Here is a 16,217-nt window from a genome sequence, read left to right as displayed (position 1 = left end):
GTATTTGTCGGTTCACGTGATTTGTTGTTGGGGCAATCCCTTTACGTGGTGAGGGCCACGGCGCTTTGTCGTGCACCCGATCAGAAAACGCTCTCCGAAAAGGTTAAGAGAAGGTAAGATCGGAGGACTTGTGAGACGGGTGGGACGGCCGGGGGGCCGGGCCAGGAGCGCCGGACAGGTGCCGCGCCCGTCTCGTCTCTCGGGGAGGGTCTCCTTGGCTCGACATGCCCACGCACGCCTGCGCCTGCTCGCGGCCACCGCCGTCCTGGCGGCCGGTCTGGGCCCGCTGCTGCCGTCGTCCGCCGTCGCGGACACCACCCCGACGCCGATCACCACCGACGGCGTCTGGGGCATCGACTACGCGGGCGGCTTTCTGACCAGCGTCGAGAACACGCCGAGTGGCTACCAGTGGGTGGTCGGGCGGCAGATCTCCGCCGACGGTTCCACGGTGCTGGACAAGACGTCCCGGGGGTACGCCTCGACGTACGCCAACGGCGAGCATGTCCAGCGGGTGCCGTGCGACGCCGGCGCGGAGGGCTGCGTTCCGCTGCGCACCTTCGGCAACACCTACCTCGGCACGTTCATGGAGACCGAGTCGGGCAAGCAGGTGGCGCAGATCCATACGGCCGAGACCTCGCTGAGCGGCACGGACGAACCGACGGTCACCGGCGGCCGTTTCGTCGACGCCACCGGCCGGTACTACGTCTACCAGGCGTCCTCCACCGGCAAGCAGTACGTCGACGCCGTGGCGCCCTACCGCACCGCCGACGTCCGGCTGACCCGTGCGATCACGGCCGCCTCCGTGTGGGGTTCGGCGCTGTGGACGCCGGGCTCGGGCAACGGGGTCGTCACGCAGTACGACCTGGAGGGCGGGAAGACCGTCGCGACCGTCTCCACCGGGGCGCCCTGCACGGTCAAGGAGCTCCAGGTCGTCGGCCGTTGGATCTACTGGAACTGCGGCCCGACGGGCGCCGCGGGCGTGTACGACCGTACGGCGAAGAAGAACATCGCCGTCCCCTCGGGACCGGCGCTCGTCGGTGACGGCTATCTCGTCCAGCACGACCGTGCCGCCGGGAAGCTGAAGCTCACGGACTTCCACTCGGGTACGGCCGCCGCCGCGCGCGAGATCGCCGACCTGCCGGCCGGGAACACCGCCGACCAACGGCGGCTGACCTGGACGGTGGACAAGTTCGGCGGCGACATCGCCTACGTCGGCCAGGACCACTCGATCCGGATCGTGCAGAGCGGGGTGCCCACCGCGGCGCTGGCGAAGATCGAGTCGGACGTGGCCGGCGACGCGGTGGACGTGAAGGGCAGGAACGGCGTCGAATACTGGGGCAGTTACTGGCAGTTGAACAAGCCGGCGAACTGGACCTTCACGGTGAAGGACCAGCAGGGGCGCACCGAGCGCACCATCACGGGCAGCGGCGCGCAGGCCGACGTCGACTGGGACCTGAAGTCCGACTCGGGCGCCTATCTCACCAACGGCCCCAAGACCTGGACGCTGAAGGCGGTCGCCGAGGACGGCGGCGGCACGTACAGCACGGGCGGCTCGCTGGGGTACGACGGCGGCCTCCAGGGCTTCCACGACCAGGGCTACTACAGCTACGGCGAGCTCGTCACCCTCGACTCCTCCGGCAGCCTGAGCCTGCAGTACACCAAGGGCAAGGGCACCTTCGACTTCAAGCGCTCCGGCTCGGGCTGGCCCGCCGGCACGGTCGCCGTCCCCTTCGGCGACATGGGCAAGGACCGCTGCGCCGAGATGCTGGTCCGGATGCCCAACGGCGAACTGCGGCGCTACGCGGGCCGATGCGGGGAGCCGTACACCCCGTCGAACAGCCACACCTCGCTCGGCACCGGCTGGAACGCGTACAACGTGCTCACCTCGCCCGGTGATCTGACCGGCGACGGACGGGCCGACCTGCTGGCCCGCAAGGCCTCGACCGGTGATGTCTACCTCTTCGCCAACGACGGGGCGAGCAAGCTCAGGGCGGGCGTGAAGATCCGCAGCTGGGGGACGTACAAGAAGATCGTCGGCGCCGGTGACCTGAACGGCGACGGCTTCGGGGACGTGCTGGTGCAGGACCGGGCCGGGACGCTGTGGCGCTACGACGGCACCGCGAACGGTCAGGTCAAGGAGCGGGTCAAGGTCTTCTCCAATTGGGGGAGCTCGTACAACGTGGTCGTCGGCGTCGGTGACATCACGGGGGACGGGAAGAACGACCTGGTCTCGCGGGACACCGGCGGCACCCTGTGGCGCAACAACGGTGACGGCAAGGGGTCGTTCGGGGCGCGGGTGAAGATCGCGACCGGGTGGCAGGGCTACAGGGGGATCTTCTGATGGGGGACAGGCGGCACATGATCCGGGCGGGGGCGGTGGCCGGCATCCTGGCGCTGGGGCTCGGGCTCACCCCGCAGCTCGCCGCGCCGGCCGTCGCGGACACCCCGGGACAGCTCGACATCACGCCCAACTGGCGTGCCGTACCCCGCGAGGACTCGCTGGGCTCCTTCGGCGCGACCGGGTTCGTGCACTCGCCGGAGGACGCGGACCCGAGCTCCGGGCAGGAGTTCCAGTGGACCCGGTTCGACACCGGTGAGACGACGACCCTGCTCGGCTACGGCAACAACGAGGACGCCGGTTTCGCGGAGTTCGGCGTCGAGTCGGACTACGTGGCCCACCACTACCTGGGCTCGATCGACATCGCGAACATGGCGGACGGCACCGCGCACCGCTTCACCGTGCCCTACGGTTCCGGTGACCTCTTCAGGGGCCTGCTGGGCTCGACCGTCCTGGTGCAGGACTACACGGACAGCGACCTGAGCACCGTGGACAGCTGGTATCTGCTGCCCGCGGACAACCCGGTCATCGACGCCAAGGTCACCGTCACCGGCTGGCCCGAGGGCACCGACCTGAAGCAGGTGCGGCTGGTCGCGGGTGACGCGCGGGAGGCCGTCGTACGGTTCGCGACCTCGGCCGGGGACGCGGAGAACGGCCGGTACGACCGGCTCGGGCTGATCGACCTCGGGACCGGGCAGCTGCGCACGCTCGCCGCGGACACCGGCTGGAGCCCGTATGTGGCGCTCGCCGGGGACGACCTGCTGTGGATCGACCCCGACCGGGTGGCACATGTGCGCTCGCGCACCGACCCGGACGCGCCGGAGCGGACCTTCCCGGTCCCCTCCGACCTGGACCTCTCGAAGATCGGGCTGCTCGACGGCTGGCTGCTGGCCTTCACCCGGGCCGACGGCACGGACGCGGCGCTGAAGCGGAGCCTGGTCGCCCTCTCGTTCGGCCAGGAGCGGCGGACCCTGCTGGAGAAGGCCGACAACGAGGCCGTGCAGATCGCGGGCGGCGGAGTCGCGGTGATCGGCGGGACCTCGTCGGCGGACTGGTACCTGCAGAAGGCGGCCCTCGGCGCGGACGGGGTGCCGCAGCTGACGAAGGTGCGGCGGATCGCCCCCGTCGCGGGCGGCGTGGACGCGATCGCGCTGAGCGCGGGCATCCTCTCCACGGTGGAGAAGGAGGGTCCCCAGGGCGCCGGCTTCTACAACCGCACCCTCAGCCCCGCCCAGGCGCCCACCTCCGCCTCCGACCCGGTGTGGGTGGGACGGGAGAGCGGACGGTCGTACGACTACACGGTCTGCGGGCAGGTGCTGTGCACCCAGCTGTTCAACAGCGGGGACGGGCGCAGCGTCTACCAGGTGCGCAACTACCAGTCGAGCCCCGCCCAGGTCGAGATCGTCGGCCGGCGCGGACCCGACCGGGCGGACAGGGCCCTGACGGGCGACTTCGACGGACGGCTCACCGATTCCTTCGGGCGGTACGCCGTCTACCAGAGCGGCCGGCCGACCGTGCCGGGCTACCCGGTGGAGGACGGGAAGACGATCGTCGTCGACCTGGACACCGGGACGGTCGTCGACCAGCGCGCGGAGACGGGCGCGACCGTGTGGGGCAGCACCCTCTACACGGGTACGGCGACGGCGGGCACGGTCGCCCGCAAGAACCTCGCCACCGGCAAGGACACCGGGACCCTCGACACGGGCGCGCCCTGTGTCCCGGTCGAGCTGCAGAGCGCCGGGCCGTGGCTGTACTGGACGTGCCCGCAGTTCCAGCAGCACGGCGTGGTGAACGTGGACACCGGCGCGAAGATCGCGCTGCCCGCGGGCCGGGGCGGTCTGCTCGGTGACGGCTACTTCGTCAACCAGCGCTACACCGGCTCCAGTCTGCGCCTGACCGACTTCCACGACGGCACCGCCGTCACCCGGGACCTGGGCATCCCGATGCCGACCGACGGCAGCGAGAGCCGCCGCCGTACCTGGGCGGTGGACCGCTTCGGCGGTGGCATCGCCTACGTCGACAAGGAGAACGCCGTCCATGTCGTCGCGAGCGGGGTGCCCGCCTCGCCGCTGACCGCGGCCGTGGCCGACGCACCGGCCTCCTTCAAGGCGCCGGCCGGCTGGCAGGCGTCCTGGCAGCTGTCCAGGCCGGCCGCCTCCTGGAAGGTGACGCTGAAGTCGGCGTCCGGCGCCACCGTGCGCACGCTCACCGGCGGCGAGGTGCGAGGGACGCTGACGGCCGCCTGGGACGGCAGGACCGCGGCGGGCGGCTACGCGCCGAACGGCACGTACACCTGGACGCTCACCGCCCAGCCGGCCGACGGCCAGGGTGCCCCGCTGACCCTCACCGGGAAGGCCGCCCTGCGCGAGGGCGCCGCCGTGCGCCACGACCACGTCGGCGGCGACGGCATCGGCGATCTGCTCACCCTCGACTCCTCCGGCACGCTCTCCTTCCGACAGGGCGACGGCAAGGGCGGGTTGGCCGGGAAGGTGTCCGGCGGCGGCTGGTCCACCAAGGCGGTGGCCGTGCCGTTCGGCGATCTCAACGGGGACCGCTGCAACGACGTGCTGGTGCGGATGGCGGACGGCTCGCTGCGCGGCTACAAGCCCAAGTGCGGTCAGGCGCCGACGCCTTCGACGCCGTACACGAAGCTGGGCACCGGCTGGAACGCGTACAACGTGCTCACCTCCCCCGGCGATCTGACCGGCGACGGCCGGGCCGATCTGCTGGCGCGCAAGACGTCCACCGGGGACGTCTACCTCTTCGCGGCGAAGAGCGACGGGACGCTCGCGGCCGGCCGGAAGATCCGCACGAAGTGGACCGGCTACACGAGGATCGTGGGTGCCGGGGATCTGACCGGCGACGGCATCGGTGATGTGCTGGCCCGGGACAAGGCGGGCACCCTGTGGCGTTACGACGGGACCGGCACCGGACTTCTGAAGGAGCGGGTAAAGGTCTCGGCCGGCTGGGGAGCCTCGTACAACGCGGTCGTCGGCGTCGGCGACCTCACCGGTGACGGGAAGAACGACCTGGTCGTGCGGGACACCGCGGGCAGGCTCTACCGCTACGGCGGCAAGGGCAATGGTTCCTTCGGCGGGCGGACGCAGATCGCGACCGGCTGGCAGTCGTACAAGGGTATTTTTTAGCCACGCTGTGACGCATGTCACGCCCCCGGCGAGGGAATCGCTGGGGGCATGACAGAAGACGCCATAGCGAGCGGGCAGTCGGGCCCGTCCCCCTCGGGGCTGTCCGACGAAGAACGGCTTGCCCAGCTCGGCTACACGCAGGTCCTGGCCCGCCGTATGTCGGCGTTCTCCAACTACGCGGTCTCCTTCACGATCATCTCCGTCCTGTCGGGCTGTCTGACGCTGTATCTGTTCGGCATGAACACCGGCGGCCCGGCGGTGATCACCTGGGGCTGGGTCGCGGTGGGCCTGATGACCCTGTTCGTCGGGCTCTCCATGGCCGAGATCTGTTCGGCCTACCCGACCTCGGCGGGCCTGTACTTCTGGGCCCACAGACTCGCGCCACCCCGTTCGGCCGCCGCCTGGGCCTGGTTCACGGGCTGGTTCAACGTGCTGGGCCAGGTGGCGGTGACGGCGGGCATCGACTTCGGCGCCGCGTCCTTCCTGGGCGCCTATCTGAACCTGCAGTTCGACTTCGAGGTGACGCCGGGCCGGACCGTGCTCCTCTTCGCGGGCATCCTGATCCTGCACGGCGCGCTCAACACCTTCGGCGTCCGTATCGTCGCCTTCCTCAACGACGTGAGCGTGTGGTGGCACGTCCTGGGTGTCGGGGTGATCGTCGGCGCCCTGGCGTTCGTACCGGACCACCACCAGTCGGCGTCCTTCGTCTTCGGCGAGTTCGTCAACAACACGGGCTGGGGCAGCGGTGTGTACGTCGTCCTGCTCGGCCTCCTGATGGCCCAGTACACCTTCACCGGCTACGACGCCTCGGCCCATATGACGGAGGAGACCCACGACGCGTCGACGGCCGGCCCCAAGGGAATCGTCCAGTCGATCTGGACGTCGTGGATAGCCGGTTTCGTCCTGCTCCTGGGCTTCACCTTCGCCATCCAGTCCTACGACAAGGAGCTCGCGTCCCCGACGGGCGCACCGCCGGCCCAGATCCTGCTGGACGCGCTCGGCGCCACGGCCGGGAAGCTGCTCCTGCTGGTCGTGATCGGGGCGCAGCTGTTCTGCGGCATGGCGTCCGTGACCGCCAACAGCCGTATGATCTACGCCTTTTCGCGCGACGGCGCGCTGCCGTTCTCACGCGTCTGGCACACCGTGAGCCCGCGCACCCGGACCCCGGTGGCGGCCGTGTGGCTGGCGGTGGTCGGGGCGCTTGTGCTGGGCCTGCCGTACCTGATCAATGTCACCGCGTACGCGGCGGTGACGTCGATCGCGGTGATCGGCCTCTACATCGCCTACGTCGTCCCGACGCTGCTGCGGTTGCGCAAGGGGGACGACTTCGAGCGGGGGCCGTGGCATCTGGGCCGCTGGTCCCGGCTGATCGGGATCGTGTCGGTGGTGTGGGTCGTCGTGATCACGGTGCTGTTCATGCTGCCCCAGGTCTCCCCGGTGACCTGGGAGAGCTTCAACTACGCCCCCGTGGCGGTCCTGGTCGTCCTCGGCTTCGCGGCGGCGTGGTGGGGCGCCTCGGCCCGCCACTGGTTCATGAATCCCGACCACGAACGCACCCTGGCCCGAGAGGCCGCGCGGGCCGCGGCGGGCGGGGCGAGCGGAACGGGCGGGGCGGGCATGGCGGGCGGGGTGGAAAAGGTCGATCCGTAACACTCCCGACAGTTCTCCCGACGGCCCTCCCGTCCCCGGACACCGCGCGGCACGGCCGTGTCCCGATACCCGATCGGAGACACGGCCGTCTCCGGCTATGCTCGGGGAGGCAACATCGCCTGGGCCGTTAGCTCAATTGGCAGAGCAGTGGACTTTTAATCCATTGGTTGTGGGTTCGAGTCCCACACGGCCTACTGGGAGCCCCAGTTCGGAATCACTTCTGGACTGGGGCTCGGCCCTTTCAGGCGTTGGGTTCGACCGCTTCCGGGGAGTCGTCGGTCGGTTGCTCGGCGACGAAGGATCCCTTCCCGCGCACGGTGACGATCAGGCCGCGTTCGCGGAGTTCCTGGGCGGCACGCCGTGCGGTGAGGCGGGCGACGCCGTACTCGTCGGCGAGGTGGTTCTCCGACGGGATGGGCCTGTCCGGCGCGAGTTCCCCGGACGCGATCTTCCCGGCGATGACGTCGGCGAGTTGCGCGTAGAGCGGTCGCGCGCTCATCGGGTCCAGCGTCGCTTTCGGCTTCTCGGTATCGCTCATACGTCCAACGTAGAGCGGCAGTGACCTGCACATTCGTGTGGATCCCTCTGTACTTGTATGCAGAGGGCTATAGACAGGTGTAGCGTCGAAGACGACAAAGACCCCGGCGAGGCGGCAACCTCCCGGGGCGTGGCCAACGCTTACAAGGAGCGTCGACGTGCACGACCTTATCCCCCGAGCCGTTCATTGGCTCCGTCTCCTTCTCGCCCCGGGCACCGGCAGACGCCGTAGGCCCCGAGCGCACCGTCACCCCTTCCCCTGCGTCCACATCACTGTCGTACGCCCCCGCTCCCCCTACGGCATCCACGCGCCCCTCGACGGCAGTGCCTCCGCCCTGGTCCGTCCCTACCTCGTGGCTCATGAGCGGGACGCCGACGAAGCCGCCCTCCAGCAGCGCCGTCGCGTGGCGCTCGTCCTGGCCGCCGACTACGGGATCGACCTCGACCGGCACCTGATCGGTGCGCGGGAGATGGCTGCCTGATGGAGCACGCCGACGGCACCCACTCGCCCGCGCCCGCCTGCACACCCCGGCTCCTGCCCTGGCCGTCCCCCGACGGCAAGCCCTGCTACCTGGTCACCGACGACAACGGCAGCCACCTCTCCCGGCTCGCCGACGACCTGGAGGCGGCTCAACTCGCCACGGCCGCCGAGGTGCTGGACCTTGCCCGTCCGCTGCTGGACAGCCGCTCGTCGCCGTACACCGAGGTCCGCAACGTCGGCCTCTGGCTCGCCGCATGCCTGACCGACACCCTGCGCGTCGCCGAGTCCCGGGGGCTCCGGTTGCCTGGGTGGGACGCCGAGGGCGCCGTAGACGTCGTAGGCGAACAAGAACGGGAGGCCGAGCGGTGACAGAGGTGTTTCACGTCGCCGTGTTCCGCCCCCTCACCCGGCGGGCCGGCACAGCTATGGTCGGGAGGACATCGCCGTTCAAGGAGCAGACACCCGTGACGACACAGCCCGACCACGGGCGTGAGCTGATCCCGCGCCCCGAACGAACCCCCGACTCGGTCCGAGTCGCTCTGGCTCGTATCGCTCCCCATCGGTTGGGAGAGCTGGAACGCCACAAGGAGGAGGCCCTGGCGGCGGCTCTTCAAGACGGCAAGATCGGCCATCTTCAGCACTGGCTCGTCCACTGGCAGGCCCAGGTCGAGATCGAGCGGCGCCCTGACCTGGCTGCCCGTTACCACGCCGCGCTCGCCGCGGTGCACGCTACGGATGGCCGGGAGGACCCCGCTTTCCGCCCCGCCATGGATGAACTGCGCTCGGTTGAGGCGGAGGCGCGGCGGGCGGTGTCCGGGTGACCTGGAGGTGGGAGTACGACCCCGACGAGGAGTATGTCGTCGGCGGCGTACCCCCGGCCTTCGTGGCCGAGATCGAGAAGAAGGCTGACGAGTTGGTCCGTGCCGCTTCCGCCTTCTACCTGGACGGAACCGGCTACCGGGAACAGGACTTCAAGGGAGGCATCGCCGACGTGCCGGGCGGCTTCCTGAACTATCAGGTCATCCCGCGGCACGAATGCGTTTACGTGCTGCAGGTCACGTACCTCTGAGTACGTCCACCCACATGCGGAGGCCCGCCAGGCATGGCGACGCGCGACCCGCCGAGGCCCGTCTGGGCTTTGGGCTCGGTGGGCCGCGCGTCGGTGTTGGGGCTCGGGGTCAGGTTCGGCGGTGGTCGGTCGTCAGGAGTCCTGTGCCGTGACGGCCGCCGCGTACACCAGGGCGACCCGGTGGTTGTACTGGATGGTGTACATCGCCTTGGCGCCGGTCACGACCGTGCCGCTGGACGGGAAGAAGTCGTCCGTGAGGGCCGGAGCAGTGGTGGCGACGTACGCCTGGCCGGTCGGGACGGTGTACATGCTCAGCGGAGCCTGCGTCGACGGAGACAGACCCGAGGGGTACTCGGAGGCGTCCGGGTAGCTGGAGCCGTAGACCGCCACCGGGGAGGTGCCGGCCGCCGCGATCACCTTCACACCGTGGGCCGGTGCGGTGTTGCAGCCGTGCGGGTTGTAGAACCACACCTTCGCGCCGCTGTACCAGATCGCGGTCCAGTCGCCGTCCTGGTCGGCGACCACGAACTGCTGTCCGGCCGCCGCGGTGCTGCCCCAGTCGTTGATCCGGTCGGTGCCGGCGGCGCCCGGGTGGATCGCCTGGTCCCCGAAGAGCGGGGCGGTGTCGCTCGGCGCGGTGCGCAGATAGACGAAGTTCGACGGCTGCTGGGTCTCGGTGCACGCGGTGGTGGCGCCGGTCGGGTCGTCGGACGGGCAGATCTGGACGGTCTGCAGGTTGGTGGAGAACCGGGGCGCGATGGTGACCGGCGAGCCGATCGGGGCCACGCCGTGCGGTCCGTCGTGGACCCCGAGCAGGCTCATGAAGTGGTTCCAGTCCCAGGACGGGCCCGGGTCCCAGTGCATGCCGCTGACGAGGTTGGAGCGCGGCCCGGCGACGTTGTCGTGGCCGATGATGTGCTCGCGGTCCAGCGGGATGCCGAAGCGGTCGGCCAGGTACTTCACCAGCTCCGCCGTGGCCTCGTACTGCGCCTCGGTGTACCAGGTCGCGCCGTGCGCCGCGTAGCCCTCGTGCTCGATGCCGATCGAGTGCATGTTGGTGGAGTAGTTGCCCGCGTGGAAGGCGAGGTCCTTCGTGGGCACCATCTGCGTCACCGCGCCGTCCGAGGACCGCATGACGTAGTGCGCGGCGGCGCCGCCCGCCTGCTGGAAGGTGGCGATGGCACCGTCGTAGGAGCCCTCGGTGTCGTGGATGACGATGGTGTCGATCCGGATGCCGTTGGCGGGCCGGTTGGAGACCTGGCCGTTGGACGGCGACGCCGGGACGAAGGTGCAGTCCACGGTGGGGGGACACTCGGTGGCCGTGGTCGCCGCCGACGCCAGCTTCAGGGCGGCGAGTTGGGTGGTGGCGGGGCGTACGCCGCCGTCGGCCCTGAGGGTGACGTGCTGGCCGTCGGCCGTGGTGCGGGCGGCGCCCTTCTTCAGGGTGGCGTAGACACGGTTCGCGAAGGACGAGGCGCCCTGACGCTGGGTGGACTGGCTGTAACGGGCCACCGCGGCATACCACTTGGCGGGATCGGCGGAGACGCCGCCGGTCGCCTTCTTCTGGTACGAGGCCAGCAGGGCCGCGCCGCCGCGGATGTTGGCCGCCGGGTCACTGCGCAGCTGCTCGGCGGAGAGACCGGTCAGCTTCGCCGCGGCCTGGACGGTGTGCAGGGCAGGGGCCGCGGCCATCTGGGCCAGGTCGGCGCGGCCCGCGGCGCCCGCGTCGCCGCCGGCCAGCATGGCGGGGGTGACGTCGGTCAGGTGCATCGGCCCGTAGCCGCCGTCGGCGCTGTGCTGCGAGGCGTGCGTGTCCCAGGCGGATTCCTGGTACGCCACGGCCATCAGCACCTGACGCGGCACGTGGTACGCGTCGGCCGCGGCGGTGAAGGCCTGGTTCAGGGTGGGTGTGGGACCGCCGGCCTGGTCGTCGGCGAGAGCCGCCCCCGGAGTGGCTATCGCGCCGGTGACGGCCAGTGCGGCGGCCGCGGCCAGCAGGGCCGGACGGCGGCGCCGTGCCGCGAGTCCCTGTCTGGGAATGCCTGTGGTCATGAGAGAGTCCCGGACTTAGACGAATTGAGTTGGCTGGGAGACAGGGTGCGGCGGGGCGTTGGCCCGCCGACGTCCCGGAAACGGAACGGATGATCCTGCTCCGGGCGGACTATACGTCAACTGCCATGACCCATCGTGGATTTGGCGCAGGGGGACTTGTGAAGACCCGGGCCCTCGCACCTCAACCCCTGTGACGACACCGCCCGGTCGGCGGCTCAGTCGGCTTCCCGCACCCGCGCCGCCGTGAGCACCCCGTCGCCCACCTCGTGCAGCTGCACCGAGAACTCCGGTGCCGCGGTGAGCAGTTCGCGGAAGTCGGCCACCTGCTCGCGGTGGCTCACCGCGTTGTCGACGGCCAGCACGCCGTACGGCTTCAGCACCCGCCGCAGCCGCGGCCAGTACTCCACATAGGCGGGGCGTTCCGCGTCGAGGACGACGAGGTCGACCGATCCGTCGGCCGTCTTGGCCAGCACATCGGCGCCGTCGCCGTGGACCACGTCCACATGGGCCCCGACCCCGGCGCGCTCCAGGTTCCGCAGCGCCGCGGCCACCCGGGTCTCGTCGATCTCCACGGTCGTCAGCCGCCCACCGGTGTCCCGGACCGCGTCGGCGAACCAGATCGCCGAGTAGCCGTTGGAGGTACCGATCTCCAGCACCGAGGTGCCGCGTCCGACGTGGATCAGCAGGGCGATCAGCCGCGCCGCGTCCGGCGTCATGTTGCGCAGCCGCAGCAGCCGGTCGGCCAGCGGACCGTCGTGCGCCCGGCCTTCCTGGTAGAGGTCGTCCAGAACACGCGCCAGTTGCGGGTCCATTACGGCTCCTGTCGTGGGGGAAGGCTCCGGGCTCGTTGCTAGCACGCCCGGTCGGGGTCCGTACACGGGGCGTCCGGGTGGTGCCGCGCGGCGCCGCCGCCAGGGGTGCCCCGTGGGCGGGGGCCGTGCGACGCCCGACGTTCCCCTGACACCTGGCTGACCGGCCCCGATGGTGTAGCCCGCTACACCGCGTCCGCGCCCCCTGTTCGCCTAGCGTGGCCGTATGCGGAAAACGGTCCGGCAGGCGGCTGCCGCCACGGTGCACCTTCTGCTGGCCGCGGCGCTGGCGTTCGGGCTGTGGATCTTCATCACGGTGCTGCTCATCACGGCCGTCGGGACGCTGGCGGTGGTCGGCGCCTGGATGCTGCCCGAGACGGTGCTGATCGTCCGGCGGATCGCCGGGGCCAAGCGGGCGATGACGGCCCGCTGGACGGGGCAGCGGATCCCGGAGGCGTACCAGCCGATCAACGGCACGATCCGCGAGCGCGTCCGCACGGCGGTCCGCGACCCCGGCACCTTCACCGACTTCCGCTGGATGGTCGCCGACTACTTCTACGGCGCCCTCGTCGCCCTCGCCGTCCCGCTGTGGCCCGTCGGCCTGGTCGTCGACGGGTTCTGGACCGGGCTGCTGCGCCGTACGCCCGTCGTCCTGCCCCTGATCGTCCGCCTGGCGGATCTGGAGGCCGACTGGTCCACCGCGCTGCTCAAGCCCTCGCCCAAGGCCCGGCTCGCCGCTCGCGTCGAGGAGTTGGCGGCGACCCGCGCCGACGCGATCGCCGCGCACGGCGCCGAACTCCGCCGTATCGAACGCGATCTGCACGACGGAGCCCAGGCCAACCTGGTCGCCCTCTCCATGCGCATCGGTCTCGCCAAACGCGCCTACGACCGCGATCCCGAGACGGCCCGCAAGCTGCTGGACGAGGCCCAGGCGCAGGCCGAGAAGGCCCTGACGGAACTGCGCAATGTCGTCCGGGGCATCCATCCGCCGATCCTGACGGACCGGGGTCTGGTCGGAGCGGTGCGTGCGCTGGCGGCCGGCAGCGGGCTGGAGGTGACGGTCGAGGTCGAGCGGCTGGAGGAGGACGGCCTGCGGGCACCGGCCGCGGTGGAGGCCGCCGCGTACTTCGTGGTGGCGGAGGCGCTGACCAACGCGGCGAAGTACAGCGGGTCGGCGCGGGCCTCGGTACGGCTGACGCGGGTGAAGCGCGGGCTGCGGGTGCGGGTGGCCGACGAGGGCCGCGGGGGCGCGGACGAGAACGCGGGGTCGGGGCTGCTCGGGATGCGCCGCCGGGTGGCGGCCCTCGACGGGACCGTGGAGATGTCGAGTCCGGTCGGGGGCCCCACCGTGATCGACGTGCTGCTGCCGTGCGTGTGGTGACGGCGGCGCCCGATGCGGACGGACGGGAGGACCGGACGCCGCCGACCGGAACCCGGGACGGGCTCGGGGGCCGTCCCAGCCCGCCTCAGGCCAGCTCGGCCAGTGCCGCCAGCGGCAGCGTGTGCTGGGTCTGGAGGACCTTCGCACGCAGGTAGCGGACGTTGTGGGCGGTGGTGAAGACGCCGGTCGGGACACGGTCGTGGACCGTGATGCCCAGGTCCCGCAGCTGGCCGGCCTTGTCGGGGTTGTTGGACAGCAGGTCCAGCTCGTCGATGCCGAGGGCCCGCAGCATCTGGGCGGCGGCCGTGTAGTCGCGGTCGTCCTCGGGCAGGCCCAGGGCCGCGTTCGCCTCGTAGGTGTCCAGGCCCTGGTCCTGGAGGGCGTAGGCGTCGAGCTTGTTGTAGAGGCCGATGCCGCGCCCCTCCTGGCGGAGGTAGAGCAGGACGCCGCCGCGCTCCGCTATCCGCTCGACCGCCTCGCGCAGCTGCGGACCGCAGTCGCAGCGGGCCGAGCCGAAGACATCGCCGGTCAGGCACTCGGAGTGCAGTCGCACCAGGGGGACCTGGCCGGGCGCCGGGTCGCCGAGCACGACGGCGACATGCTCCTGGCCGTCGGTCAGGCCGTGGAAGGTGACCAGTTCGGCGTCGACGCTGTAGCCGTCACCGAAGCGAAGGGGCACGCGGACGCGGGCGCGCGTGGTGGCGGCGGGGTAGTCGGGCATGCGGGTCTCCCGGGTCCGGGTGCGGGTACGGTCGTAGGTCTGCTTCAAATCTGAAGCAAGCAGATCCACGGGTGAGACCCTACCCCATGCTTTAAATTTGAAGCAACAGGATTATGGCGGGGGTCACTCCGTCGGCGAGGAGGGCGATGGCTCACTCCGCCGACGAACAGGGCGAGGACCGCCGGCGCCACGGCACCTCGTCCGTGGTCGCCCGCCCCCCGTCCTCCTCCAGCGTCTTCGCGACCCCCGTGAAGATCTCCTCCAGCTGGCGCACCTGGTCGTCGGTGAGGTGGTCGAAGAGAAGGGTCCGCACGGTCTCGACATGACCCGGCGCCGTCCGCTCCAGCACCGCCATCCCCTCGTCCGTGAGGGCGGCGATGCTTCCCCGCTTGTCCCACTGGCAGTTCTCGCGCCGGATCAGCCCGTCCTTCTCCAGCCGGGCGACGGCGTACGTCAGCCGGCTGCGGGTGATCTTCGTCCGCTCGGCGAGATCGGTCATCCGCAGCCGGCGCTCCGGCTCGTCGGAGAGGTTCGCCAGAATCGAGTAGTAGAGATGGGGCATGCCGGCGTCCTGCTGGAGCTGCCGGTCGAGCGCGTCCTCGAGGAGGTGCGCCGCGGCGATGTACGCGCGCCAGGCGCGCTGCTCCTCAGGGGTGAGCCAGCGAGTCGTCATACCCCCAGTGTAGGTTTGTTTCAAACTTGAACCAAGAACCAGCCCCCGTCCGCTTCCGAGAGCGAGCGCGCCCGATGCCGTACCCCCACGTCCTGCTGTCCGCCGCCGTCTCCCTGGACGGCTACCTCGACGACACCGGCCCCGAGCGTCTGCTGCTCTCCTCACCGGCCGACTTCGACCGTGTGGACGAGGTCCGGGCGTCCGTCGACGCGATCCTCGTCGGTGCCGGCACCATCCGCGCCGACAATCCGCGGCTGCTGGTCAACTCACCCGAGCGACGGGCCGCCCGCATGGCCGCGGGGAAGCCCGAGTACCCCCTCAAGGTCACGGTCAGCGGCTCCGGGGAGCTCGACCCGTCCGCCAGGTTCTGGCACACGGGCGGCGAGAAGCTCCTCTGTACGACGGACAAGGGCGCGGAGCGGGCCGGTGCCCTCGGCCTCGCCGCCGATGTGGTCGCCCTCGGCCCGGACCTGGACTGGCGCACCCTGCTCACGCATCTGCGCGAGGTCCGGGGCGTGCGGCGCCTGATGGTCGAGGGCGGCGGCACCATCCACACCCAGCTCCTCCAGCAGGGCCTCGCCGACGAACTCCAGCTGGTCCTCGCGCCCCTCTTCGTGGGTGACCCGGAGGCCCCCCGGCTGTTCGGCCCGGGCGGCTACCAGGGCGGCCGGCTCCGGCTCCTGGAGACCCGGCGGATCGAGGACGTGGTCCTGATGCGCTACGAGCCCACGGCGCCGGGCGCCGGGACGGTCCCGTCGGCGGCCGACCACCACTGGCTGCGGCTCGCGTGCGAACTGGCGGCGCTGTGTCCGCCGTCACGGACGGCGTTCAGCGTCGGCGCGGTGGTGGTGGGCGCCGACGGTACGGAGCTGGCGCGCGGTCACTCACGGGAGGCCGGCGATCCGGTGGTCCACGCGGAGGAGGCCGCGCTGGCCAAGCTGGACCCGGCCGACGCGAGGCTGGCGGGGGCCACGGTGTACAGCAGCCTGGAGCCCTGCACCCGACGGGCGTCCCGGCCGCGACCGTGCGCCCGGCTGATCCTCGACGCGGGCGTACGGCGGGTGGTGACGGCATGGCGCGAGCCGGACACGTTCGTGACGGACGCCGACGGGAGCGGGCTGCTCGCGCGGGAGGGCGTGGACGTGGTGGTGCTGGAGGAACACGCCGAGCGGGCGAAGGCGCCCAACGCCCACCTGCCGGGCTGAGGGAAACCCTGGTGCTGAGCGTCCCGCGGATGACGTATGCTGGTGTCACACCGACGCGGGGTGGAGCAGCTCGGTAGCTCGCTGGGCTCATAACCCAGAGGTCGCAGGTTCAAATCCTGTCCCCGCTACTCAAGGCCCAGGGCCGGAGTCCAGAC

Annotated in this window: 14 protein-coding genes and 2 tRNA genes; 11 read left to right on the top strand and 5 right to left on the bottom strand. The window is 71.0% G+C overall.

What is annotated here, in order from left to right:
• Positions 1-214: 214 nt before the first annotated feature.
• The 4 genes from ABZT17_RS42735 (at position 215) to ABZT17_RS42720 (ending at position 7,328) form a co-directional block, all read left to right on the top strand.
• Positions 215-2,341 (top strand): VCBS repeat-containing protein, encoded by a 2,127-nt coding sequence (locus ABZT17_RS42735; RefSeq protein WP_356357584.1) that lies wholly within the window; start codon positions 215-217, stop codon positions 2,339-2,341.
• Positions 2,341-5,484 carry an FG-GAP-like repeat-containing protein gene (locus ABZT17_RS42730; protein WP_356357583.1) on the top strand — a complete coding sequence of 1,048 codons (3,144 nt, stop codon included), beginning with the start codon at positions 2,341-2,343 and terminating at the stop codon, positions 5,482-5,484. Before ABZT17_RS42735 ends, ABZT17_RS42730 begins: the two co-directional genes overlap by 1 nt.
• 48 nt (positions 5,485-5,532) lie before the next feature.
• On the top strand, positions 5,533-7,134 hold the full coding sequence (locus ABZT17_RS42725; protein ID WP_356357582.1) for an amino acid permease: 1,602 nt from the start codon (positions 5,533-5,535) through the stop codon (positions 7,132-7,134).
• Positions 7,135-7,255: 121 nt separating this feature from the next.
• Positions 7,256-7,328, top strand: a tRNA-Lys gene (locus tag ABZT17_RS42720).
• A gap of 47 nt (positions 7,329-7,375) precedes the next feature.
• Here the strand turns inward: ABZT17_RS42720 and ABZT17_RS42715 are convergent.
• Positions 7,376-7,672 (bottom strand): GntR family transcriptional regulator, encoded by a 297-nt coding sequence (locus tag ABZT17_RS42715; protein WP_356357581.1) that lies wholly within the window; start codon positions 7,670-7,672, stop codon positions 7,376-7,378.
• A 157-nt stretch (positions 7,673-7,829) separates the two neighbouring features.
• Here ABZT17_RS42715 and ABZT17_RS42710 point away from each other — a divergent pair, with 157 nt between their 5' ends.
• The 4 genes from ABZT17_RS42710 (at position 7,830) to ABZT17_RS42695 (ending at position 9,221) form a co-directional block, all read left to right on the top strand.
• On the top strand, positions 7,830-8,153 hold the full coding sequence (locus ABZT17_RS42710) for a hypothetical protein (protein WP_356357580.1): 324 nt from the start codon (positions 7,830-7,832) through the stop codon (positions 8,151-8,153).
• Positions 8,153-8,521, top strand: a complete 369-nt coding sequence (locus tag ABZT17_RS42705) for a hypothetical protein (RefSeq protein WP_356357579.1) — start codon at positions 8,153-8,155, stop codon at positions 8,519-8,521. The genes ABZT17_RS42710 and ABZT17_RS42705 overlap by 1 nt, the downstream gene beginning before the upstream one ends.
• A 95-nt stretch (positions 8,522-8,616) precedes the next feature.
• The gene (locus tag ABZT17_RS42700; protein ID WP_356357578.1) at positions 8,617-8,973 is read left to right on the top strand and encodes a hypothetical protein; all 357 of its coding nucleotides are present in this window, start codon (positions 8,617-8,619) and stop codon (positions 8,971-8,973) included.
• Positions 8,970-9,221, top strand: coding sequence for a hypothetical protein (locus tag ABZT17_RS42695; protein WP_356357577.1), 252 nt, complete (start codon positions 8,970-8,972; stop codon positions 9,219-9,221). The genes ABZT17_RS42700 and ABZT17_RS42695 overlap by 4 nt, the downstream gene beginning before the upstream one ends.
• Positions 9,222-9,353: 132 nt before the next feature.
• On the opposite strand, the gene ABZT17_RS42690 is transcribed toward ABZT17_RS42695, so the two are convergent.
• Both ABZT17_RS42690 and ABZT17_RS42685 read right to left on the bottom strand, forming a co-directional pair.
• Entirely contained in the window at positions 9,354-11,273 is a 1,920-nt protein-coding gene (locus tag ABZT17_RS42690) for an N-acetylmuramoyl-L-alanine amidase (RefSeq protein ID WP_356357576.1), read from the bottom strand.
• A gap of 215 nt (positions 11,274-11,488) precedes the next feature.
• On the bottom strand, positions 11,489-12,085 hold the full coding sequence (locus ABZT17_RS42685; protein ID WP_356357575.1) for a class I SAM-dependent methyltransferase: 597 nt from the start codon (positions 12,083-12,085) through the stop codon (positions 11,489-11,491).
• Positions 12,086-12,308: 223 nt separating this feature from the next.
• On the opposite strand from ABZT17_RS42685, the gene ABZT17_RS42680 reads away from it, so the two are divergent.
• Positions 12,309-13,463 (top strand): histidine kinase, encoded by a 1,155-nt coding sequence (locus tag ABZT17_RS42680; RefSeq protein ID WP_356357574.1) that lies wholly within the window; start codon positions 12,309-12,311, stop codon positions 13,461-13,463.
• Between the two features lie 85 nt (positions 13,464-13,548).
• Here ABZT17_RS42680 and ribA read toward each other — a convergent pair whose 3' ends face one another.
• Together ribA and ABZT17_RS42670 are read right to left on the bottom strand one after the other, a co-directional pair.
• On the bottom strand, positions 13,549-14,184 hold the full coding sequence (ribA, locus tag ABZT17_RS42675) for a GTP cyclohydrolase II (protein WP_356357573.1): 636 nt from the start codon (positions 14,182-14,184) through the stop codon (positions 13,549-13,551).
• A gap of 151 nt (positions 14,185-14,335) precedes the next feature.
• Positions 14,336-14,857: a MarR family transcriptional regulator gene (locus ABZT17_RS42670; protein WP_356357572.1), complete on the bottom strand. Its 522-nt coding sequence runs from the start codon at positions 14,855-14,857 to the stop codon at positions 14,336-14,338.
• Positions 14,858-14,931: 74 nt separating this feature from the next.
• On the opposite strand from ABZT17_RS42670, the gene ABZT17_RS42665 reads away from it, so the two are divergent.
• Both ABZT17_RS42665 and ABZT17_RS42660 read left to right on the top strand, forming a co-directional pair.
• Positions 14,932-16,062: a dihydrofolate reductase family protein gene (locus tag ABZT17_RS42665; protein ID WP_356357571.1), complete on the top strand. Its 1,131-nt coding sequence runs from the start codon at positions 14,932-14,934 to the stop codon at positions 16,060-16,062.
• A 54-nt stretch (positions 16,063-16,116) separates the two neighbouring features.
• A tRNA-Met gene (locus ABZT17_RS42660) sits at positions 16,117-16,190 on the top strand.
• Positions 16,191-16,217 lie beyond the last annotated feature (27 nt).

This window comes from Streptomyces sp. NPDC005648 (assembly GCF_040605395.1).
Lineage (GTDB): Bacteria > Actinomycetota > Actinomycetes > Streptomycetales > Streptomycetaceae > Streptomyces.
Note: the sequence above shows the minus strand (reverse complement) of the source record. Positions and strands in the feature narration are given on the sequence as shown.

Excerpts from the sequence above, each read along its gene's own strand:
- ABZT17_RS42685 (WP_356357575.1), bottom strand. The coding sequence starts at position 12,085 with ATGGACCCGCAACTGGCGCGTGTTCTGGACGACCTCTACCAGGAAGGC.
- ABZT17_RS42670 (WP_356357572.1), bottom strand. The coding sequence starts at position 14,857 with ATGACGACTCGCTGGCTCACCCCTGAGGAGCAGCGCGCCTGGCGCGCG.
- ABZT17_RS42665 (WP_356357571.1), top strand. The coding sequence starts at position 14,932 with ATGCCGTACCCCCACGTCCTGCTGTCCGCCGCCGTCTCCCTGGACGGC.
- ABZT17_RS42680 (WP_356357574.1), top strand. The coding sequence starts at position 12,309 with ATGCGGAAAACGGTCCGGCAGGCGGCTGCCGCCACGGTGCACCTTCTG.
- ribA (WP_356357573.1), bottom strand. The coding sequence starts at position 14,184 with ATGCCCGACTACCCCGCCGCCACCACGCGCGCCCGCGTCCGCGTGCCC.
- ABZT17_RS42715 (WP_356357581.1), bottom strand. The coding sequence starts at position 7,672 with ATGAGCGATACCGAGAAGCCGAAAGCGACGCTGGACCCGATGAGCGCG.
- ABZT17_RS42725 (WP_356357582.1), top strand. The coding sequence starts at position 5,533 with ATGACAGAAGACGCCATAGCGAGCGGGCAGTCGGGCCCGTCCCCCTCG.
- ABZT17_RS42730 (WP_356357583.1), top strand. The coding sequence starts at position 2,341 with ATGGGGGACAGGCGGCACATGATCCGGGCGGGGGCGGTGGCCGGCATC.
- ABZT17_RS42705 (WP_356357579.1), top strand. The coding sequence starts at position 8,153 with ATGGAGCACGCCGACGGCACCCACTCGCCCGCGCCCGCCTGCACACCC.
- ABZT17_RS42690 (WP_356357576.1), bottom strand. The coding sequence starts at position 11,273 with ATGACCACAGGCATTCCCAGACAGGGACTCGCGGCACGGCGCCGCCGT.